Consider the following 21,788-nt stretch of genomic DNA (forward strand, 5'->3'; position numbering starts at 1 on the left):
GCGTCGGATGGCAGCTCCTCCTCACCGTCGAAGGAGCAGTGCAGCCGCGAGCACGATTCCGTTGAGGACGTGCCCCGCGACCTCGTAACCGGGTGACCACTTGACGACTCCCACGACCTCCACCGGTTTGTTGTGGGCGTAGAACACCAGCTCGGCCGACTCCACGAGGAAGTAGATGGGGATCTCGAAACCGTTGTTCTCCAGCACTCCGGTGAAGCACTGGTAGCCGTAGACGCTGTACTGATCGGGGATCTGGATGGCCGGCGGCCGGAACGGGTCGTACGCCTGCGGTGTGATGTCGGGGAACCGCAGCGTTCCGTCGATGGTCACCACGTCGGGTGGCGTGACCTGACGACTTCCGACGGCCTCGGCGAAGTCCCGGACGCCGAGGTTCTTCCTTTCGATCTCCGCGTACGCGAACGAGAAGATGTCCTCGGGGAAGAGGTCGGCCAGGTACATGTCCGCACCCGCCTCGGCCGCGTACCCGAGCTTGGCCGCGAGGAACCAGCTGAAGCCTCCGCTGATCTGCTCGCTGTTGCGCGCGGCGAGGGACGAGCCCACCAGTTTCACGCCGATGGGAAGGATGAGTTGCTTCTCGACGTAGATGAGGGTGTTGCTGATGCCGGCTATCGCTGCCACCGTCTTTCTCTGTCGGGGGTCGTCACAGGGGCATGCCGAAGGTTTCGCACCGGTCGGCGCTTTCACCCAGAAGGTCGCTGAGCGGACGGATGCTCGGGGCCGGCCCGGCGGCTGCGCCCGCACGTTCGAGGCGGCCGTTGACCACGTCGACCAGTTCTGCCAGAAGAAGCCGGGCCTGGTCGTCGTCCCGTGCGTACCGTGTGGCCACCGCGGAGACCACCTCGTCCGCCGGGGCGCCGGAGCGCAGCCTGTCGAGGAGTTCGTGAGCGCTCGCGTTCGCGTACAGGTACCGGCTGCTGTGCTGTACCAGGATGACGAACCCGTCGCCCTCCTGCCGTGAGGTGAACCTGGGCAGTGCACCGATCGAGGTCATGACGTCTCCTAGTCTGCCTACTCCGTGGTCGGTGGCCGTGTGCCGAGTTGCACGAGAACCGGGCCCTGTGGAGGAGCCGTGCTCACGCAGTGTTTCGTCGACTGTGTGCGTTTCTCCTCGCGAAAGCGCTGGGCCTGGGCGCCGCCCCATATCGTGCGCAGGTCGTGCCGCCGGACGTCGCCCAGACGCCGGCGCCGGTCCCTGACGAACGGGCACGGGTAGGCCCATCCGTCGTGCAGGATCGCCAGGTCGCGGTCGAGTGCCGTGCACGGGGAGGCGCGCAGACGCTGGTCGTGCAGGTGTCCGGACAGCAGCGCCGCCGCGAGGTCGACCCGGCCGCGGTAGCGCTCGCGCAACTCGCGCAGTCCTGCCGCGAACTGCCCGAAGGGCTCCGCCGCTATTTCGAGTCGCCGCCGGTTGGCAGCATCGCCGAACTCGGGCAGCACCTCGCCGACGCAGACCCGGCCGACTCCCCGCTCGGCGGCGACGGCGAGCACTCCTTCGATCTCCTGGAGGTTGTCGGGCATGGCGGTGTAGGCGAAGGAGACCTCCACCCCCCGTTCGACGAGCCGTGTCACGCCCTCCAGGGCCCTGTCGTACGCGTGAGGCGAACGGCGTACGTCGTTGTGGCGCCCGGGGTCGGCGGCGTCCAGGCTGACCTGGAAGGTGACGTCGGCCGCGGCGAGCCAGTCCGCCTTCTCGTCGGTGACCAGCATGCCGTTGGACGTGATGTGCGGTCGCAGGCCGTGGGAGTTGAAGTAGGTAACGATGTCTTGTAGTTGGGGGACGAGCAGCACTTCGCCGCCGGTGAGGGTCACCTCGAACACGCCGGCTTCCACGATGCGCCGGGAGATGACGTGCAGCAGGTCGGCGTGAGGCAGGCCGGTGCGGGGGCCGTCATCCTGCTGGTAGCAGTGCACGCAGTTGAGGTTGCAGAGGTTGGTCAGTTCCCAGTGGACGTTCAGCGGCGCGGTCAGGGCCATCTCTCCCCCAGGGCGTTGACGACGCTGCTTCCCTTGTAGAGGACGAGGGTCGGATGCCGTAACGCGGCCGGCGAGACCGTCGGGTCGTGTTCGGTGACCACCAGGTTGGCCCACTTGCCGACGTCTATGGATCCAAAATCGTCCGCTCTTCCCAGGCACTCTGCAGCTCGTATGGTGGCGTTCCGGATGACTTCCATGGGCGCGATGCCCCAGCGTTCGAATCTGAGCAGTTCGTCGACGTAGTCGTCGAAGGAGCAGGGCGCGCATCCGGCGTCCGTGCCGACCAGGACGGGGAGCCCTGCGGCTATGTGGGCCGGGCGGCACTCCTCAAGGTATGCGTGCCAGTAGTCGAGGATCGCCACTTCGGACGCCGGCTGGCTCATGACGAACCGGGCACGCAGGGAGATCCATGAGCAGTACGCGGTCGGCACGAAGACCGTGGAGCGGCCCTTGGCCTCTTCCATGAGGTCGGGGTCCGCGACCATCCCGTGCTCCACGGTGGTGGCGCCGGCCCGGACGGCGGCTCTTATCCCGGCGGGGGTGAACGCGTGGACGGCGGTCAGCATGCCCGCGCGGTGAGCCGACCGGATGATCCGTTCCAGCTCTTCGTCGGGCCACAGCTCCGGGCCGTTCATTATCTTCAGCCACTCGTGCCCTGCCGCCGCCTGCCGGTCCACCAGCTCGTCGAGCGTGCTCTGGGACAGGTGCTGCCCGAACACCGAGCCGTGCCCGTTCGGCAGGCAGAGCGGCTCACCGCTGGTCACCAGTTCGGGCAGGAGGATGTGCCGGGACGCCACGTGACGCTTGGCCTCGGCCATGTGGGGCGCCCGGCCGCCGACGTCCCTGACCAGGCAGATGCCGTTGCGCAGGGCTTCCGTCAGGTTCTGCACGGCACGCAGTCCGCCGACTTCGGGTGGTTCGTCGAAGGCGAAGGTGACCGCGCCGTCATGGGTCCGGGGTTCGAACGTGACGTGGGCGTGCATGTCCACGAAGGAGGGTGTGGCCCAGCAACCGTCCAGGTCGACGATCTCGGCGCCCTCGGGAGCGGGCTCGTCCAGCGCGAGGATCCTGCCCTGGGAGAGGGTGATGGATGCCTTACGGGTCTCCCCCCGGCGGACGTCGACCACGGTGAGCCCGTTCAGGTGGCGTAACGGGCCACCGAACGTTCCCTTGAGCTCTCCCCCGAGGCCGGCGGTGGCGCCGGTCACGCACCCGCTTCCGGTGCGACGGTGAGGTACGAGGCGTCGAAGACGTGCCGGTAGCCCAAACGCTCGTACCAGCGCTGGACGGCTGATCGGGCCTCCGTCTGCAGCATGATGTGCGCGCACCCGTCCGTCTCGGCGATGCGGGCTAGGTACCGCATGATGGCGGAGCCGATGCCGGCGCGGCGGTGGCCGGGCAGCGTGCCGACACCGTAGACACCGGCGAGGCCGCCCGCCGTGAACAGCGCGGCCACCCCTACGGGCTGCTCGTCGAGGGTCGCCAGTACGTAGTACTTCCGGTAACCGGGGACCTCGTTGCCGAAGGACGCCCCGAGGCTCTCGGAGTAGGCGCTGTCCAGGTCACCGTAGGGGTCGTCCGGGTCGTCTCCGGAGTACGCCGCGGTGAAGGTGGCGACGTAGGCCTCCCGGTCCTCTCGCCCGACGGTCCGCAGGCGCAGGTTCCCGTCCCCGCCTTCCGGCCCGGCCAGTGCCGCGGTGTCGCCGACAAGCCACGCGTCCGTGGCCCAGACATCTCTCCCGGCGCCGGACGTGTCCGCCTGCGCCGCCTGCGGCGTCAGGTACAGGGCCGGCTGGCGCCCGCGCCGGACGAACTCCTCCTCGATCGCGGCCGGTAACGCGGCTGCGGCAGTCGGGGATCCAGGGGCGAAGAAGTTGTAGTACGGGTCCTTGATCGCGTCGCTGAAGAGCAGAGAACCGCCCTCGAGCCGCTGGTACTCCGAGAAGTACATCCCTTGCAGGCACTCGAAGTGGAAGACGAGGAGATCACCGACTGTGGGATCGGAGACGGACATGTCCCTCCTGCGCGCAGCGATGAGCCGACAGGGTTCCGACGGCCCGGTGGGGCGGCGAGGGAACACTCCACGGGATGACCGAGAGTAGGGAGATTATGGCGCAACGTCGCATACCGAGGGAAGGATTCGAGCGATCCGACGCGGCGCCGTATCGGCACCGCCGCTCGGTGTCGCGGCGACTCGCTCACGGTGCCGGTTCGGAGGGGTGGGCCGGCTGGGAGGACTGGACCTCACCGGGCGGCTTGAGATCGGGCTGCGCCCAGGTCCCTGCGATCGTGGTGGCGAAGGCGGTGGCTCCGGCGACGAGCACCGTGCCGGCGGGGACGGTGATCGACGACAGCCGGCGGAAGTTCCTGATCTGCGACCACTTCATTCCGGCGGCCCGGGCCAGCGACCATTCCCACCAGAGCCCCAGCAGCATGCACAGGACGAGCGTCTGCCCGGCGACCCCGGCGCACCCCGTCACCAGGTCGTTCACGGAGGGATCCCGCGCGTACTGCGGATCCACGGTGAGGGTCGCCATGGGAAGGACCTCGGCCGGCAGGATGCCCAGCATGAGCCAGGCCGCCTTGCCGACGGGGGTGAGGCCGCGCAGCATCGCGTAGAAGTAGCCGTAGACGAACCCGTACAGCGCCCAGTGCGTGAACCGGAGTATCTGGAACATCAGATTCAGGTGGAACGGCATGAAGTTGTCCGCCCCCACGGTTCCGCTGGTCACGGCCTTGTACACAGCCCAGGGCAGGGCCAGCAGCTGGGCGCGTCCCGCGCCGACGAGCCCGGCGGTCCAGGGACTGCGCCCCGCGTTCGTGCCGAGGGCGAACCGTTTGGCCCGCCTCAGCCTCGACTCCGGATCGCCGTTGCGCCCGGGCACGGCCAGTCCGCGCCAGCGGTCGGAGAAGTCCGACACCGTCATGTCCTCCGCGAGCGCGGACCGGGCGGACCGCTGGAAGTCGGCCCGGGTGTCCCAGATCAGCTGGGTCGTGAGCCAGCGGTCCATGAAACGGGCGTGCCCCCGGCGGCCGACGCATCGCAGCCTGGCCGTGGAGGCAGCCGATCCGATCGGCAGCAGGACCAGCGAGGCGACCGACGCGGAGAGGACGGCGAGCGCTTCTCCCCACATCGTCAGGGTGCGCAGGTTGGGGGCGCCGAACGCCGTGAGCGCCGCGCACACCAGCAGCACCCTGCCGACGGGCTCCACGGCTCGCCCGGTGTCGCCCCTGGCGCCGCGCCGCCACAGGTAGGCGATCTGCACGGCGATGCCGCAGACGGTCATGACGAAGAACGGGAAGGCCGCGTAGTCCGTGAACAGCGGATGACGGTACTCGTACCAGGCCTCGTTCCCACGGCTCAGCGGTGTGGGCGGCAGGTACGCCACCACGAAGGGGGCAACCAGCGTTACCCAGAGGAGCAGGAAGCAGGCGGTGCGCACCGCGGGTCCCAGAGTGCGCCGCAGGGCGGGCGCCAGGAGCGAAACGAGCCAGGCCGCCGCGGGCCAGGTGCAGACCAGGGCCGCGACCGCGCTCCATCCGCTCAGCTCCGCGTGTCCGTCGGCGATGACGGGGGTGCGGGCGAGTTCCCAGGTGACGAGGACCGTCCAGAGCAGCGCTCCGGCCGTGGGAGCCCATCTGCGCACCGCGCTGCCCCTGCGCAGCCGCTGACCGGAGAGTGCCAGGGCGGAGGCGGCCAGTGCCGCCGCCACCAGTCGGGCCCCGGCACCGGTGTCCCACGCCGTCCCACCGGCCGCCATGAGGACCAGGGAGAGAAGCGGAGACACGCAGCTCGCGACGAGTGTCGGCCCCGAGGGCGGCCTGCCCGTCACCACGCGGCGGGTGAACCACCACGCCGCCGTCGGCAGGACGTACCACAGCCAGAGGCCCAGCACGGGCCCCGGCGACCAGGTGTAGGCCGGCGGGATCGGCATGCTGGCATAGAAGAAGTCGAGGTGTGTGGTGCCGGGCGGCAAGGGCGGGGTGGGCAGGGCGGAGCGCGCACAGGCGCACGCGACCGCCGCGAACGCCAGGGTGGCCGCCGCCCACCTGCGGGGCACGGCGGGACCGGCCAGACCGGCCACCAGGAGGGCGGCGACGGCACCAATGCCGCAGCCGGCGAGTGCGAACGCGGTCAGCATCTCGCCCCGCGTCTGGTGACGCGCCGTCGGCATTCTGGTGGTCTTCACCGAACGGGTCAGCTCGACCGAGCGAGCGACCGCCGGTCCTTCCTTCCCCGATCCCGTCGCGGTGTCGACCCGCCAGGTGACGGAGTCCGCCGACTGCGACTCGACAGGGCCGTGGACATTGCTGAACGACCACTTCGGCGCGGTGACCGTCACCATCCACACGTCGGGGGGAAAGCCGCTTCTCGGGTCCGCCCTGGCCTCCGGGTGCGGGGTGATCGTCAGTTTCTGCTCCCCGGACCGGCGATCCAGGTAGAGGACGAAGAAGGACCGCACCTGTGCCCGCGCGTGCGCCGAACGCTGGATCACCCGGTCCGGCCGGATCCTGGCACCGTCGAAGTCCGGCACCTTGCGATCCCGCAGGACCCCGGGTTGGTCGCAGCGTCCGACACCGTCGATCCGCGCCTGGGCCAGTCCAGGGCTTCGCGCGGCGAGCGTATAGGAACAGGTCTCGATGATCACCACTTCCTGCCGCGACCGGTCCCAGCCGACCTCGATGGTGATCGTCCCGACCCGGTCCTTCGGCTCCTGGCCGCCGGACGCCACGGCCCGAGCGGCACCGGGAAGGCACAGGCAGAGCGCGGCCAGCAGGACCGCGGCACCCGCTCTGATCAGCGTCGCGGTCGGCACTCCGCCGCTCGTCGAGGGCCGCACCGGCCCGCCGTCCGTACGTGTGCCACGCACCCGTGATCCCCCGCCCGGCATGAGCCTGTCGTTGCGCGCCCGTCGACCGCCGCGAACCGGGCGTGACGATGATGGCCCCCCTCGCCGCCGGTCGGAGGCTCTTCGCCGAAAGACGCACATGGGGATGGACGGGACGCGGGTGCTGGCAGGATGGGACGGCGGGCCTTGGGGGGCTCGCGGGGAATCGTGCGTCCGCGGTGATCGCGGGGCCGTGAGCAGGATGAGAGGTGCGGCTGTGACGGTGACGGCTGAGGGGACGCAGGGGGCGGGGGCCTCGCTGGACCGCACACGGCTGCTGAAGGATCTCCAGGCGCAGGCCCGGCTCCTGGAGGACGATCTCCGGGCGCGGACCGAGAACGAGCCCGGGTTCCGGGACGCCCTGCGCGTCGAGTACGAGAAGGCCGTCGCGGCGGAGCGTACGGCGGCGATGTACGAGACGTGGCGTGACGAGCGGGTCGTGCAGATCGCCGCCGCGTGGGTGCTGGCGTGTGTGTTCGTGCGGTTCAGCGAGGACAACGGTCTGATCCCGGACGCGTGGCTGTCGGGGCCGGGTGACCGGCTGGCCGAGGCGCAGGACCGGCACGACGCGTACTTCCGGGAGAACCCGTCGAAGAACGACCGCGACTGGCTGCTGGACTCCTTCGACGCGCTGGCCAAGTCCCACCGGACGGTGGAGGGGCTGTTCGACCGGGCCCACAATCCGCTGTACGAGGTCACGCCGTCGTACGAGGCGGCGACGGCGCTGCTCGCGTTCTGGCGGAAGCGGGGCGCGGACGGCGAGATCGTCCACGACTTCACCGACCCCGAGCTGAGCACGCGGTTCCTGGGTGACCTCTACCAGGACCTGTCCGAGCACGCCCGCAAGACGTACGCGCTGCTCCAGACGCCGGTGTTCGTGGAGGAGTTCATCCTCGACCTGACGCTGGAGCCGGCCGTGGAGGAGTTCGGCCTGACGCCCGCGTGGAAGCACCGGCCGGCGGGCTGGGACGGTGAGGTGTGGGCCGACGGTCCGGGCGGCGAGGAGGTCGTCCGGGGGCTGCGATGCATCGACCCCGCGTGCGGCTCCGGGCACTTCCTGCTGGGCATGTTCGAGCGGCTGTTGGGAAAGTGGCGGGAGGCCGAGCCGGGGACCGAGCCGTGGGTGCTGGTGCGGCGGGCGCTGGAGTCCGTGCACGGCGCTGACAAGAACCCGTTCGCTGTGGCCATCGCCCGGTTCCGGTTGCTGGTGGCTGCCTTGAAGGCGGGGGGCGTGCGGGAGTTGAGTGCGGCGCCTGGGTTGCCCATTCGGGTGGCTGTGGCGGACTCGTTGCTGCACGGGCGGAACTTGGACACGGTGACGGAGACGTTCGACACCCTGTTCGCTGAGAAGGAGCCGTTTTACTATCGAACTGAGGACGTAGAGCAGTACGAACGGGAGGTAGACCTGCTAGGTCGGGGCTCCTATCACGTGGTTGTGGGGAACCCGCCGTACATCACCGTGAAGGACAGCCAGGAAAACCAGAACTATCGGAAACCGTACTTCTCCTGTGCTGGCAAGTACGCACTGTCGGTTCCGTTCGCGCAGCGCATCTTCGAGCTGGCGATTCGCGCCGACACCGGTTCCTACGACGGAGGTTTCACCGGTCAGATCACGTCAAACTCCTTCATGAAGCGGGAGTTTGGGAAGGTCCTCATCGAGGCTTACTTCCACGGTGGCAGAGAGTACAAAGATCCGAGTACGGGCCGGAAACGCGACTTTTCGGGTGTCACACTCACCCATGTCATCGACACATCCGGTGCCTTCATTCCGGGGCATGGGACCCCGACCGTGGTTCTGGCCGGACGTAACCATAAGCCCCGGCAGGCCGACCCGATCCGGGCAGTACTTGGCGTGCGCGGCGAACCGCGCCAACCAGACGATCCAGCGAAAGGGCTTGTGTGGACAGCGGTCAAGGAGCAGGTGGGGCGGCCTGGGAGTGAGTCGGAGTGGGTTAGTGTCGAGAACAGCGAACGAGTGCGGTTCGCCAACCACCCTTGGTCGCTGAGCGGCGGAGGAGCAGGAACCACCAAGAAGCGCATCGAGACGGCGGCTGCGCGCACTCTCGGCGGTTTCGCGGACTCAATCGGCATCACGTCGGTTACCGGTGAGGACGACCTCTACCTGCTGCCTCTGAATGGCGCGGCGCGTCGTCTCCAGATCGCCACCACTCAAACCCTAGTCACGGGTGACACGATTCGGGATTTCTCACTGGAAGCCGAGTTTGAATCCATCTGGGTCTACGACAGCGAATACAGGACTCTTCCTTTTGCCGCTGTGGGCTCCACACGGCAGTTGCTGAGTGACTTTCGTACGGCGATCTCGTCACGGAAGCGGTTCGGCGTACCCATGCTGAAACGAGGCATGGCTTGGCACGAATGGCAGGAGCTGTATCCAAGTAAGCTGCGCACCCAACTGTCGATCCCCTTCGCCTTCGTGGCCACGCACAACCACTTCGTGCTGGACCGGGGCGGGAAGGTGTTCAAGCAGTCCGCGCCAGTGATCAAGTTGCCTGAGGGGGCGGGTGAGGAGCAGCATCTGGACTTGCTGGGGGTGCTCAACTCCTCGGCCGCTTGCTTCTGGCTCAAGCAGGTGAGCCAGGGCAAGGGCGGCAGCGGCGTCGGATGCGGCATCAAGGATGAGGCTTGGGAGGAGCGCTACGAGTTCACCGGAACCAAGCTCCAGGAGTTCCCGCTACCCAAGCAGCTGCCTCTTGCCCTCGGTCGTGAACTCGACTCCCTCGCTCAGGAGTCAGCCAAGCACGCCCCCTCCACCCTCACCGACAACGCTGTACCCACCCGCGAAGCTCTGGACGAGGCCCGCCGTGCCCAGGAGCAGATCCGTGCCCGCATGATCGCCTTGCAGGAAGAGCTGGACTGGACCGTCTACGGCGCCTATGGGCTGCTCACCGCCGAGGAGGTTGCTCGGACCACCACCGACGACGTACCGGAAGTCGGCCTCGGTCAACGTGCCTTCGAGATTGTGCTCGCTCGCAAGGTGGCCGCTGAGGAAGCCGAGACCGCCTGGTTCGAGCGGCACGGGTCCACCCCCACCACCGAGATCCCCGCCCACTGGCCCGAGGCCTACCGCAAGGTCGTCCAAGCCCGTATCGACCTCATCGAGGCCAACAAGGACATCCGCCTCATCGAGCGTCCCGAGTACAAGCGGCGCTGGTCCATCGAGCCCTGGGAAAAGCGCGAGGCCTCCGCGATCCGGAACTGGCTGCTCGATGCTGCCGAGCGCGAAGACCTGTGGTTCGAGGAGCGGGACGGGTTCACCGTGCCCCGGCCGCTCACCGTCAACCAGCTCGCCGACGCCCTGCGCCACGACAAGGACGTCCAGGCCGTGGCCGAGCTGTACGCCGCCGACCACCTCGGCAAGCGCGACGCCTCCCTCGCCACCGTCCTCGCGGCCGTGATCGACGCCGAGCACGTGCCGTACCTTGCAGCCCTCCGCTACAAGGACTCCGGTCTGCGTAAGCGGGCCCAATGGGAGCAGGTCTGGGAGCAGCAGCGCGAGGAGGACCGTACCGGGCAGCGGCTCGACATCAAGGTGCCGCCGAAGTACACCGGCGCGGACTTCCTCAAGCACTCCTACTGGTCCAACCGCGGCAAGCTCGACGTGCCGAAGGAGCGGTTCATCTCCTACCCCGGTGCCTCCCCCGACTCCGACGGCTCTCTGCTCCTCGGCTGGGCCGGCTGGAACCACCGCGACCAGGCCGACGCCCTCGTCGGCATGATCCGCGACCGCGTGGAGAACGGCGGCTGGGCCAAGGAGGACCCCCGCTTCGTACCGCTGCTCGCCGGTCTGCGCGAGGTGCTGCCCTGGGTCCACCAGTGGCACGGCGAGTACGACGAGGAGTGGGAGGGCAACCCCGCCGAGGAGTTCCAGTCCGCCCTGGAGAGCGGCCGTACGGACCGCCAGCTCTCCGAGTCCGACCTCGTCAACTGGCGCCCCGAGAAGAAGACCGGCGGGCGCAAGAAGAAGAGCGAATAAGCGGAGAGGGGCGGTCGACTGCCGACCGCCCCTCCTTGCTCACCTCAGCCGCACGCGGCCATCCGTACGAACGCGGCCCACTCATCGGCGCCGACGGAGAGGAACGCCTCCCCCGGCCGCTTGGAGTCACGGACCAGCACGGCCGTACCGGCGTCCGCGACCTCGACACAGTCTCCGCCGCTGCCTGAGCTGTAACTGCTCTTGAACCAGCTCAGCTCGCCAGCGGCAGGCTCGGGGCTGCTTGCCTTCATAGCTCTCCCAACAGCTTCTCGATGAAGGCCAGCGACTCCCTGGGAGTCAGCGCCTGCGCTCGGAGAACGCCATACGTCGATGCCAAAGGACTGACCTTCTTGGGCGTGGTGTACAGGATGCTCGCCTCCTGCACCTCCATATAGCCAATCCTGCGCTCGCCTTCGAGATGGATCAACGTGAATGCGCCGCCAAGCCCTGCATGTTCGTCGCGGTCGGTAGGCATGACCTGCAACTCCACGTTGCGTTCGTGCCCGACGAGCAGCAGTTGCTCCAGTTGGCCACGCAGCACTTGGCGACCGCCGATGGGGCGCCGAAGTACCTGTTCCTCGACGACGAAGCTCAGAAGCGGGGTAGGTCGCCGTGAGAACAGTTTCTGCCGCTCCAGTCGTGCGGCCACTCGCTGCTCGATGACTTCGGGGTCCAACAGCGGACGCCACATGGTGAAGACCGCACGCGCGTATTCCTCCGTCTGCAACAGGCCCTTGACCACGTGGTTGTCGTAGGCGTGCAGTTCAACAGCCTGCGCCTCCATCTCCGCGTAACGCCGGAAGAACGACGGATACCGAGCCTTCGCCACCTCCTCCTTCATCGCCACCAGCACGCCCGTCGCCCCCAGCACCCGATCCACCGCATCGATCAGGTCCGGCTTGGGAATGCGCCGCCCCTGCTCCACCGCCGCGATCTGCGCCTCGCCGTAGCCGACCCGTTCCCCCAACTGCGCCTGGGTGAGGCCGCCCTGTTCCCGCAGCAGCTTGATCTGACGCCCGAAGCACCGCAGGAACTCCCCGCCGGCCTCCCCCTCCACCCCCGCGCCCGAGTCCGCCCCCGACTCCATACGACCCTCCTCACCCAACGCTCACCGTCCGTGATCGCAGAGTAGGAGTCGCGTACGCCAACCGATCGCAAACTCGGGCAGGTTGACTCGTGTGAGTGAACGCTGACCAGCGAAAGCTTTCTTCACTCGACGCGTCCATCCGCGCACTCTCCGTGCGGTACGGTCACCCCAACAACGCACCGCACATAACTCGGCCCCCGCAACGGTTGCAGCCGTTCGCGAGGGCCTGAACCACCAGTGGAAGGCAAGTTCCACCGTGATTTACAGGCACTGTATCGCGCCCCCGCGCGCCTACACCCAGTTCTCGCACGACATCATCCGGCACCCCCGCCTCTCCTCGGACGCGGTCCGCCTCCTGACCTGGCAGCTCTCCCTCCCCCAGGGCACAAGGGAATCCCTCTCCCGCACCGCCGAACGCGCCAACATCGGCGCCTGCGCCTTCACCCGAGCCAAGCGCCAGCTCAAGGACGAAGGCTTCGTACACGAGCGGCGCGTCCAGGGTCCCGGCGGCCACTGGGTCACCCAACAGCTCGTCTCCAACGTGCCGTTGAACCCTGCGGAGGCCGCCAAACTCCTCGCCCGGATGCCCGTGACGCCGTCGCCGCAGGTCGCACCGAGTCCCCGGAATCCGGCGGCCGGTGAGCGGACCGGTCGGCTCACCGACGGTCTTCCCTACGGCGACACCCATGTGGACACCCACAACCAACCCCCCAAACCCCCCGAGGACGCACCCGATGCCCCCGCACCCGCCGAAGCCCCCGAAGCCCCGCACGCCTCGCCAGCCCCGGAAGCCCCGCAAGCCCAGGTAGACCGCGAGGACCACGAGGACGGAAGGCCCCACCCCCCTACCCCCCACCTCGAAGAGGCCCGCACCCTCGCCGCCTCCTACCGCGACCTCGACCCGGCCCTGCGCACCATCCCCCGCGCGATGCACGCCGAGCTGACGGACCTCACCGCCCGCTGGCTCGCCGCCGGGCACCCGCCCGCCGCGATCCGCGCCCACATCCTGCGCAACCTCCCCGACGGCGACACCCGCGTCCACCGCCCCGGCGGCCTCCTGCGCTACCTCCTCACCGAGGTGCCACCGGTCCCGCCCGCGCTCGCCTCGCCCCCACCGCGAAACGCGCCTCCGCACGCCCCGCAGGAGCGCCCCGGCCTCTCCACCCGGCTCGCCACCCTCCGCGAATGCGAGGGCGACCACGTACAGGCGACCCTCTTCCGGCCGACCGGAGAGGAGCCCCTGTGTCCGGCGTGCACCGCCCGCACCACCACCGTGCCCATGTGATCGCACCGGCTCCGCGCCAGCCCCTCGTCCCGGGCACCTGGGAACCGCGTTGCACACCACCTCGGACCAGCAGGAGGAACGTCCCGCTGGTCCGAGGCGCGACCGGTCACGCGTTTTGCGCGATCTCCCGAGCCAGGTCGGCCAGCCGGTGCGCCTCGGGCAGGGCGTCCGCCTTCGTCAGGGGGCAGCGCACCGGGTGCGAGTTGTCGCTCCGGACGTCACGCGCGTACGCGAAACGGCAGCCGTCCGCGGCGTCGATCGGCACGCGGAAGTCCAGGTAGCCGCGATCGGGCCGGACGTAGCAGTACGCGCCCACCTTGCGGGGGCCGGGCACGTAGAGCTTGACGTAGCTCGTCTTCTCGGTGCCCAGCTCGGCGACGGCTCCGTGCTCGCGGACCTCCGTCTCCACGAAGGAGACGAAGTGGTCGAGCTGCTGGGCGGGAGCCCGCGTGCGCAGCAGGTCGAGCACGTCCGCGTTCAGCACGGGCTCGCTGCGCTGCGCCGGCCGCGCCTTGCTGCGCAGGCTGAACTCGGCCCCGTGGGCCGCCAGCGCCTCGATCAGCGCGGGCATCTCCCCCGGCTCCGCCTCGATGGTCACCTTGATCATTGTCATTCCCCTTCGCCTTCACCCGACGGTGACGAACGCCCCCGACGGGGAACAGCATGGGGAAAGAAGGCGGGTTGCTGTCAAATGCTTTCCGCTTACTTTCTCTCTACTTCCCCTCTGCTTTCCGCTTGCTGTCCTCGTCCAGCTCCCGCAGGGCCGCACGGGCGCGCTCGACGAGGCGGGGCGTCCCGGCGTCCCGGAGGGCGGACGTGTAGAAGCGCCGGGCTTCCGGGACACGGCCGAGGTCGCGCAGGCAGTCGCCGATGGTGAGGTAGGTGTCGGGGCGGTCTCCGGTCTCGTCGGTGCGGCCGAAGAGGACGAGAGCACGGCGGGCGTACCCGAGTCCGTCCGCCGGCCTGCCGCGCAGCCGGGCGAGGACGGCGAGACGGCGCAGGCACTGTGCCTGCGCGGCGACACGGTCCAGCTCCCGGTTCAGTTCCAGGGCCGTACGGGTGTGCTCCTCCGCGATGTCCAGGGCGCCCATGCGCTCCGCGCAGACCCCCAGGTGCTGGTGGGAGCGGGCCATCTCCTCGGGTGCGTCACGGGCGACGGCCGAGCGCAGTGCGGCGTCGAACTCGGCGTGCGCCGCCTGGTAGTCCTCCATGAGCACGTACAAGGTGCCGATCTGATTGCGCAGTTCGTCCGCCTGCGCCGCTTCACCTGTGCTCTCGCAGAGAGCCAGCGCCGAGCGGCAGTGGGCCATGGCGGTGTCCAGGTCCCCCTCGTCCTCGGCCAGGTAGGCCAGACTGCGGTGGCAGGCACCGACCGCGCCGGCGTCCTCGAACTTCGCGAAGACCTCCTGTGCCTCCTCGAAACCGGCTCTGGCCTCCGCCGGGCGTCCGTCGTACTGGTTCAGCATGGACAGCTGGTAAAGGGTGGCGGCGGCGTCCCGTTCCCGGCCCAGCTCCCGGAAGGCCGTGCGGGCCCGGCGGTACCGGGCCTCGGCGGTGCTGTGATCGCCTTGTTCGTGCTCGATGGACCCGAGCTGGTGCTCGGCGAAGGCGACACCCAGCGGGTCGCCGGCCGCCGTGCTGACGGCCAGGGCCCGTTCCAGGTGCTCGCGCGCCTCCCTCATGTCGCCCCGGTCGCGGGCGATGAGACCGAGCTGGCGATGGACGACGGCCTCCGACTCCGTGCCCGGTTCGCTCCACTCCAGCATGCGCCGGCACAGGGCCCGTTCCGTCGTCCAGCGGCCCATGGCGTGCAGCACCCCGCACAGGCGGCGGCCCAGCGCTCCCGCCTCCCGGTGCAGCCGGACGGCGTCGAGATGGTGCAGGGACTCGAACGCCGCGTCGACGCGTACCGGTTCGGGCAGACCGGTGTCGGAGAAGACCCCCTCCGTGTACGCGGCCGCCCGGCGGTGGGCGTCCTGTGCGGCCTCCGGGTCGAGACGGTCCAGTTCGGCCGCGGTCCAGCGGTGAACGCTCCACAACGGCACACCGGCCGCATCCTTGCCGTCCTCGGCCAGCAGCCCTGAGGCGGCCAGCGCACCGAGGCGCTCGCGTGTCCCCTCCGGACTCTCCGGCGCATCGTCCGGGCCGGTGAACGCCGACGCCGGGACGGGCACACGATGCACCGCCGCGCGGTGCAGCACGGTGCGGCTCGCCGGGTCCAGCGTGGACAGCAGGTCGCCGAGCAGGGTGTCGGCGGCCGTGAGGCTCAGCGCCTCCTGCACGGCGGGACGCAGCTCGCCCCGGACGCGGGCGCGCGCGGCGTCGAGGCCACCGCCGAGCCGGCCGATACGGCCCGCCAGGTCGTCCGTCGTCCGACCGGCGCCGAGGAGCGCTTCCAGATAGGCGTACGTACGGGGATGACCGCCGACGACCTGCCGGATCTCCCGCCACTTCCGCCAGGGCAGCCGCCGCGACAGGGGCAGTCGCAGTCGCATCAGATCGGTCTCGTCCGGGGTGAGCGGAGGAAGCGGGAGCTGGTGCAGACGCCGAGAGGCGGGTCCGTCCGCCGTCGGGAGGGGATGACGCGAGGCGATCAGCAGGGAGGTGGCCGTGGCCTGGGTGGTCCACGCGGTGAGGAAGTCCGCCAGTTCGGGGTCGGTGAAACGGATCCGGCCGCGCGGGTCGCGGATCAGGTTGGCCTCGAAGTCGTCCAGCACCACCGTCAGCGACCGGGCAGGTCCTTCCGGCGCCGTGGGACGAACCTCCTTGCCCGCGCCCGCACTCGGGCCCGCGTCGGTGGCGGTGAGGCCGGCGAGGACGGCCAGGCGCACGGACCAGGGCCGCTCCGCGTCGGACAGCTCGGATATCCGTGCGTCGTCCGTATCCCCCACGAGCACCTTCGCGACGCCGCGCAGGATCTCGTCGGGACCGACCGGGCCCTTCAGCAGCACGGGAGAGGTCGACGCGGCCCGCAGCCGCAGCAACTCGCCGACGAAGGCGGTCTTCCCGACCCCGCCCACCCCGTGCACGACGAGCCCGGAGCCGTCGTCGGCGAGGGCGTTCAGCGCGAGGCGCAACTGCGCCCGGCGGCCCACGAACGAGCCGAGCGGCAGCGCGAGCGGCGCCTCGGGCGCGGCGGCCGGCGTCGGGGCCTCACCGCGGTCGGGTTCCACCGGCTCGGGGCGGGGCCCGGCGAAGAGAATCGGCACATGCCATTCCGGCAGCCAGTCGTTGCCGGCGCGGCGGAGGCGTTCCTGCTCGGTGCGGGCGTCGTGCAACGCCTCCCACAGGGGCCGGCCTGCGGCCAGCCCGGCGTACATGTCGGCCATCAGCGCGCCGGCGTACGCGTCCCGGACCGGTGCGGACATGGCGACGACGGCGGGCGCGCCGGACTCCGTGAGGCTCTGTGCCAGCCCGGGCAGAGACCTGCTGTGGTGCGCCGGCTCCGCGGGCCCGGCGGGAGAGCGGTTCACCGACGCCGCCGTCGAACAGCCCGCCAGGACCACCGCGGGGACACCGTGGGTGCCTCGCAGGGCCCGGCACAGGGCCTCGGCGGTCACCGGCTCGCGTTCCCCGGCCTCGTCCTCCAACAGGAGTTCGCCGGGCCTGGCGTGGCAGACGATGTGGACGACGTCGGCGGGTTTCTCCGCCAGCGCGGCGCCGAGCGCGGCGAGACTGCCGGAGCTGAGCACCCGTAGGTCCGCGCGGCCCGGGATCCTGGACACGGCAGCCGCCAGACGCGCCGTCTCCGCGTCCAGGTCGAGCAGGGGCTCCCGGCGGCCGGGGGCCTTGCGGGGCCCGGCGAGCAGAACGAGCAGCCGCAGCGGTCGGTCCGGCCGGCCGGCGTGTGCGGGCACCAGGTGGTCGCCGAAGCTGCGGTACGGACGGATGGTGGGGTGGAGCGCCAGCGGTGCCGACCGGCCGGGCAGCGTCAGGGCCTCCCACGGCAGCCCGTCGAGCCGTCCCCGTTCCGCCTCGATGGTGAGCGGCAGGCCGTGCTCCCTCGCCGCCCCGCTCTCCGACGCCGTGGTGAGGGCGCGGAGCGTCGGGACGCCCACCGCCTCGGCGAGCAGGCCTCCCAGACGCCGCATCAGCACCTGCGGTGGGACGCCGGTCGCGCGTCGGCGAGCGCCCCGGCCGGCGGCCTCGTACGCCCGGTGCAGCGCCTGCACGGTCTCCGTCAGGGAGAAGGACACATCCGCACCGGGACCTTCGGCGACAATCTCCGAGCCGGCGCTGAGGGTGACGGCGGCATGCCGGATGCGAAGCCGCCAGTGCAGTGGGCCGGGGGGTAACGCCGGCAGCGGTTCATCGAGCACAGGGGTCCCCCTGCCCGTGGGCGGCCGCGTGGACGGCTTTCGGTTTCGCGGCGGCACCCGCCTCGCAGACGTACACGACGGTCGGCTCCTCCTTCGCGTCGAGTGGCGCGGTGACGTACAGGACGGCACCGGCCAGGACCAGCAGCGCGGCCAGCAGGGTGTCCCGCCGGGCCCGCAGCAGGGACTGCCGTACCTGCCAGGCGTGGATCCAGGCGAGCAGTCGCTGTTGCAGACGCTGGATCAGCAGTGCGTTCCGCCGGGCGACGGCCGCCTCGTGGGTCAGGACCCGCACCCGCGCGGGATCGCTCTCACGGGCCAGCAGGGCTTCGAGACGGGCCGCCACGGTCAGCCGCAGCCGGCGCTCCCGCCGCAGCGCGGCCGGGTCGGTGGCATGCGGGCCGTAGAAGTCGCTCGGTGACCGGTCGATCAGCTTCCGCAGACCGGCCAGGTCCGGTGAGCCGAGATCGTCGAGCGTGGCCGTCCGTGGGCTGAGCACCTCGCTGGTGCGCCACACCACCCAGACGACCCCGACGACGGCCAGCAGCATGCCGCCGGCGGCCGCGGCCACGTCTCCGGCGTCGTTCAGGTCCTTGACGATCACGAGTGGCCCACCGGCCAGCACCAGAGCGCCGACTCCCGCCGCCGCTCCGGTGATCCAGCGGGCCGTGGCGCGCATGTCGTCGACGGAGGCCCGCAGATCGGCGAGCACGGGGTCGGGGCCCGGGTCGCCGGCCGGCGGCTCGGCGGGGCTGCTCATCCCGGGAACGAGGGGTCGTCGTCCGGCCCTGTGCCGTCCTCGTCGTGGCCGCGCAGGTCGGGTGGTGCCTGGTCGTCGGGGAGTTCTTCGTGCCGCACCCATCCGGTGCCGTCGAAGTACTCCACGGTCGTGCCGTTGAACCGGATGTCGCCCACTTCGGGCTGCGGCGGTGGTGAACCCATGACCGGATTATCCGCAGAATTCAAACCAGTTGCACCGGATGTACCGAACTCGGCGGGTAGTCTTCCGAGTGACGACGACTCCCCCGCACTCAGCCGAGGACACCCAACTCCCTTACTACGCACCGCATCCGTCTCCTGCGACGAAGGGCTACCGCCGTGTACCGCCTGACACTCAGCCCACACGCCCGGGGCACCAGGGTCGAGTCACTCCACGGGCTGATCGAGAGTTCCGGACTCGTCACCAGGTGCAGACGTCGGTCGGTCCGGACGACACGACCGGAGCGATCCTCGAGGCGGCTCCGCGTCTCGCGGAGGACCAGGACGTCAGGCCCAACGGGCTGATCGTGAGCCGCGTCGGGACGTACCGCATCGTCTGGGGCGTCGTCAGCCATCCCACCGGAAGCCTGGCGGTCCTCACCCCGCTGCCGGCCTACGAGGGACAGCCCTCCGACTGGATCCGCCACTACATGGGTGAGGTGCTCGATCCCGTCATGGCTCTCTCCGGCCGCGGCCACCGCACCGGAGGCGGCGGCAACGGGACGGTGACCGACCCGGAGTTCGCGCGGGCGTTCGGGGATGCCTACGTCTGACCCGGAATCCTCGCGCGAACGGGAACCCCGGCGGGACGGGCGGCGGCCGTTCGGGCGGTGGCGCAGGGCGCGACAACCCCGACAGGGCCGGACCCCACCGTCTACCGGAAGATGTCCTTGACGCCCTGGTCCGTCCGCGACGAGACCCTCTGCAGTGCACGAACCCCGCGTCACCTCGGCGGGGCATCGGTTCTCCCAGCCGCATCGCCGGCCGCACCCAGACCCCACCAACAGCCGTTGCTCCCCCTTTGCAGTGATCGAACTTGTGCACGACACCTCCGGGTTGAAGTCGAACGGTCCGGGCGGCCGACGGAGGGGGCGGAGACCAACGGACATCCAGGGCATCATCACCTACCGCCGACGCGGAGGCACGGTCTGACAGCGGGCGAGCGACACCCTGACGGGCGGCTTCGACCAGTGCCCGACAAGCCCGACGCCCTCGCCCACCGCCCCCACGTCTGGGCCGGGGTGGCCGCCGTGACCGGGGTGCGGCCGGGCCGTCCTCCGTGCCGGGGACTACTTGACGAACCTGCCGTTGCCCACGACCACGTGCGGTCGGCTGTTGATGGCGTCCTTGGCCCAGTGCACGATCTCGACATCGATGGTGATCAGGTTCGTGCCACCGAGGTCCTCCGAAACCGGGTAGGTCTCTCCGCTTTTCAGGGTGAGGTCGGCGAGCGTCGTTCCGTCGCGGCGTCTGATGCCGAGGTGTGCCTCGTAGTCGGGCAGCGTGTTCTGGTCGAGCCCGACAGTCGCCTGGAAGCGGGTCAGGCCGGACGGCACATTGAACGACAGGGACTTGACTTCGGTGGCGAAGACACCCGGTGCGAACTCGATGCTCTGCGGGAGGACCGAGTCACCGAGCCGGGAGGGTCCCTTGCCCTCGTTGTTGCCGTAGCCCCCGATGGGGCCGACGTCGGTCAGGTAGCGCAGACGCACGTCCGAGACCGCCGCGCCGGGAGTCCCCCCGGACCTCGCGGGGCCGGGAGCCGCCGACGACGCCTGGTCCTCGGTGCCACCACCGGCAGAGCTGCCGGAACCGGGTTCCGTTGCGGGTTCCGTGTCCGATGGGCTGGAGGCATCCGGGGTCTCCGACGCCGGGGACTCCGCCGCCCCCTCCTGACAGGCCGCGTTGTCGACGCACACCTTGCCGTCCCGTCCGGCGTGCTGCGTGATGTTGTTGGTGTCACCGCATGCGGTGACCACCGGCATCAGCAGGCACACCAGGACGGACCCCCCGATCACCGTGCTCCGGACGCGCATGTTCCTCTGCCCCGATCGTGCTGCCTCACCTGTGGACAACCGGAGCTCCCACCGCACCATGGGCGGACGCGAGCGGCCCCGCGAACGTGATGCGCAACAGCCCCACGTGTGAGATGTCCAGACCCTTGAGTGTGTAGGTCCTGCCGTACTCCAGCGTCTTCGAGTAAAGGACCTTTCCGGTGCCCTGATCGGCCAGTGTCAGCTCCAGTGTCTGTGTCTTGTCGCTCCCGGGAGAGTCGGCGGCGATCCCGAACGTCCCGTCGAACCTGGTGTACTTGCCGGCCGTCTTCATCTGGAAGTAGCCGCTGTCGTTCGCTCCGCACGCGACGGAGCAGGTCAGAACGAAGCCCGTCCTGAAGGACCGGCTGCCGATGACCACGTTGTCGGCGCTCCAGGTGGCACAGATACCGAAATCGCAGCCGTCCGCGGAGTCCTGGAGCCCGCCCGGAAGGTTCCCGCCGGACAGTTCGACGCGCACCGGGGGCGCCTCGCCCTGTTCGGCAGTGGTGCTGCCGCCGGAGCTTCCGCCCGAACCGCTGGTGCCGCCGTCCGTGCCCGAGTCCCCGCCGCCCTGGCCTCCGTCACCGCGGCTCGGGGCGGAGGATTCCGTCGACGGTGTCTCGGTCGACGGGGAGTCGGCGGGGGAAGGGGCGTCCTGCCCGCCCGGGGATCCCCCGTCGGAGCAGGTCGAGTCCTGACACACCGCGGCGCCCCCGCCCGCGTGCTGGTTGATCGTGGTGTCCTTGCACGACGTGAGCGCGAGGGCGCACAGCGCCGCCAGTGCCAGTGCCCGGGGGGCTCTTCGCCAGGCCTTCATGGCCTTCATGTTCTCCGTCCCCGCTCAGCACTGTGAGTTGATGCAGATGTTGCCGTCCTTGCCCGTCCGCTGATGGATGTCATTGGTGTCCGACGCCAGCATCCCGGTAATCAGCGCAGCGGTGATCGCCCCCACCAGTCCGATAACAGCGACGATGATCGCGATTTTGTGATCTTTGGTCCAACCCGCCATTTGAACAACCCCCCTGCATAAAGCGGTGGTTGATGGTGTCACAGGAGTCGCGTTGATCACCAGAAAACGCGGCGGGCGTACGATCCTGTGGCCCGCTCGTTACCGGTCCGCCCTCCTTCTCCTCCCCGCTCCAGGACCTCCGTCCGTGCCTGGCTGGAGCAGCGCACGAACGCGGCCGGTCGACAAGGACACACTGTGCCGCCGTTGCCGCAACTCGCCTGCACACGCGCCCGGTCGGCCCGGGCCACGCACGCCGCCCACCCTGCGGGAGCCCGTCGTCACATGAGTCCCCGTCGCCAGAGGTCCCTGGCGGCATGCTCGCCATGGGAGCGAGACACGACAGCGAGGAGCCGTACGTCAACGGCCTGTGCGATCAGGTACCGGCGAAAACGCCCTGACGCGACACAGGTTCGGCCGG

The 21,788-nt window shown here is 69.9% G+C and carries 18 protein-coding genes; 3 read left to right on the forward strand and 15 right to left on the reverse strand.

Going from position 1 to position 21,788, the window contains the following annotated elements:
• Positions 1-21: 21 nt before the first annotated feature.
• The 6 genes from AQJ66_RS13575 to AQJ66_RS13600 all read right to left on the reverse strand — a co-directional run bounded on the left by AQJ66_RS13575 (position 22) and on the right by AQJ66_RS13600 (position 6,866).
• Positions 22-639, reverse strand: a complete 618-nt coding sequence (locus tag AQJ66_RS13575; RefSeq protein ID WP_061920615.1) for a hypothetical protein — start codon at positions 637-639, stop codon at positions 22-24.
• A 22-nt stretch (positions 640-661) separates the two neighbouring features.
• The gene (locus tag AQJ66_RS13580) at positions 662-1,012 is read right to left on the reverse strand and encodes a PqqD family protein (protein WP_061920617.1); all 351 of its coding nucleotides are present in this window, start codon (positions 1,010-1,012) and stop codon (positions 662-664) included.
• Positions 1,013-1,029: 17 nt separating this feature from the next.
• On the reverse strand, positions 1,030-1,995 hold the full coding sequence (locus AQJ66_RS13585) for a radical SAM/SPASM domain-containing protein (protein WP_061920619.1): 966 nt from the start codon (positions 1,993-1,995) through the stop codon (positions 1,030-1,032).
• A complete protein-coding gene (locus AQJ66_RS13590) occupies positions 1,986-3,203 on the reverse strand; it encodes an amidohydrolase family protein (RefSeq protein WP_061920621.1) in 1,218 nt (405 codons plus the stop codon). The genes AQJ66_RS13585 and AQJ66_RS13590 overlap by 10 nt, the downstream gene beginning before the upstream one ends.
• The gene (locus tag AQJ66_RS13595) at positions 3,200-4,009 is read right to left on the reverse strand and encodes a GNAT family N-acetyltransferase (protein WP_061920623.1); all 810 of its coding nucleotides are present in this window, start codon (positions 4,007-4,009) and stop codon (positions 3,200-3,202) included. The genes AQJ66_RS13590 and AQJ66_RS13595 overlap by 4 nt, the downstream gene beginning before the upstream one ends.
• A 184-nt stretch (positions 4,010-4,193) precedes the next feature.
• A complete protein-coding gene (locus AQJ66_RS13600; RefSeq protein ID WP_159052562.1) occupies positions 4,194-6,866 on the reverse strand; it encodes a hypothetical protein in 2,673 nt (890 codons plus the stop codon).
• A 235-nt stretch (positions 6,867-7,101) separates the two neighbouring features.
• On the opposite strand from AQJ66_RS13600, the gene pglX reads away from it, so the two are divergent.
• Positions 7,102-10,878: a BREX-2 system adenine-specific DNA-methyltransferase PglX gene (pglX, locus tag AQJ66_RS13605; RefSeq protein WP_061920627.1), complete on the forward strand. Its 3,777-nt coding sequence runs from the start codon at positions 7,102-7,104 to the stop codon at positions 10,876-10,878.
• 44 nt (positions 10,879-10,922) lie between these two features.
• Here the strand turns inward: pglX and AQJ66_RS13610 are convergent, their stop codons facing one another.
• A complete protein-coding gene (locus AQJ66_RS13610; RefSeq protein WP_061920628.1) occupies positions 10,923-11,129 on the reverse strand; it encodes a DUF397 domain-containing protein in 207 nt (68 codons plus the stop codon).
• Positions 11,126-11,965, reverse strand: a complete 840-nt coding sequence (locus AQJ66_RS13615) for a helix-turn-helix domain-containing protein (RefSeq protein ID WP_061920629.1) — start codon at positions 11,963-11,965, stop codon at positions 11,126-11,128. The genes AQJ66_RS13610 and AQJ66_RS13615 overlap by 4 nt, the downstream gene beginning before the upstream one ends.
• 256 nt (positions 11,966-12,221) lie before the next feature.
• Between AQJ66_RS13615 and AQJ66_RS13620 the strand changes: the two genes are divergently transcribed.
• A complete protein-coding gene (locus AQJ66_RS13620; RefSeq protein ID WP_061920631.1) occupies positions 12,222-13,250 on the forward strand; it encodes a hypothetical protein in 1,029 nt (342 codons plus the stop codon).
• 106 nt (positions 13,251-13,356) lie between these two features.
• Here the strand turns inward: AQJ66_RS13620 and AQJ66_RS13625 are convergent, their stop codons facing one another.
• The 4 genes from AQJ66_RS13625 to AQJ66_RS38840 form a co-directional block, all read right to left on the reverse strand.
• A complete protein-coding gene (locus tag AQJ66_RS13625) occupies positions 13,357-13,857 on the reverse strand; it encodes a hypothetical protein (protein ID WP_061920632.1) in 501 nt (166 codons plus the stop codon).
• Positions 13,858-13,963: 106 nt separating this feature from the next.
• The gene (locus tag AQJ66_RS13630; RefSeq protein ID WP_061920634.1) at positions 13,964-17,446 is read right to left on the reverse strand and encodes a tetratricopeptide repeat protein; all 3,483 of its coding nucleotides are present in this window, start codon (positions 17,444-17,446) and stop codon (positions 13,964-13,966) included.
• A 112-nt stretch (positions 17,447-17,558) separates the two neighbouring features.
• On the reverse strand, positions 17,559-18,326 hold the full coding sequence (locus tag AQJ66_RS13635; protein WP_061920636.1) for a hypothetical protein: 768 nt from the start codon (positions 18,324-18,326) through the stop codon (positions 17,559-17,561).
• Positions 18,323-18,508, reverse strand: coding sequence for a hypothetical protein (locus AQJ66_RS38840; RefSeq protein ID WP_159052563.1), 186 nt, complete (start codon positions 18,506-18,508; stop codon positions 18,323-18,325). The genes AQJ66_RS13635 and AQJ66_RS38840 overlap by 4 nt, the downstream gene beginning before the upstream one ends.
• Before the next feature lie 245 nt (positions 18,509-18,753).
• Here AQJ66_RS38840 and AQJ66_RS13640 point away from each other — a divergent pair, with 245 nt between their 5' ends.
• Positions 18,754-19,098: a hypothetical protein gene (locus tag AQJ66_RS13640; RefSeq protein WP_244162817.1), complete on the forward strand. Its 345-nt coding sequence runs from the start codon at positions 18,754-18,756 to the stop codon at positions 19,096-19,098.
• 516 nt (positions 19,099-19,614) lie between these two features.
• Here AQJ66_RS13640 and AQJ66_RS13645 read toward each other — a convergent pair.
• The 3 genes from AQJ66_RS13645 to AQJ66_RS38850 all read right to left on the reverse strand — a co-directional run bounded on the left by AQJ66_RS13645 (position 19,615) and on the right by AQJ66_RS38850 (position 21,430).
• The gene (locus AQJ66_RS13645; protein ID WP_061920639.1) at positions 19,615-20,361 is read right to left on the reverse strand and encodes a hypothetical protein; all 747 of its coding nucleotides are present in this window, start codon (positions 20,359-20,361) and stop codon (positions 19,615-19,617) included.
• A gap of 25 nt (positions 20,362-20,386) precedes the next feature.
• The gene (locus AQJ66_RS38845) at positions 20,387-20,839 is read right to left on the reverse strand and encodes a hypothetical protein (protein WP_159052564.1); all 453 of its coding nucleotides are present in this window, start codon (positions 20,837-20,839) and stop codon (positions 20,387-20,389) included.
• Positions 20,840-21,202: 363 nt separating this feature from the next.
• Positions 21,203-21,430 carry a hypothetical protein gene (locus AQJ66_RS38850; protein WP_159052565.1) on the reverse strand — a complete coding sequence of 76 codons (228 nt, stop codon included), beginning with the start codon at positions 21,428-21,430 and terminating at the stop codon, positions 21,203-21,205.
• Between the last annotated feature and the right edge of the window lie 358 nt (positions 21,431-21,788).

This window comes from Streptomyces bungoensis (assembly GCF_001514215.1).
GTDB classification, from domain to species: domain Bacteria; phylum Actinomycetota; class Actinomycetes; order Streptomycetales; family Streptomycetaceae; genus Streptomyces; species Streptomyces bungoensis.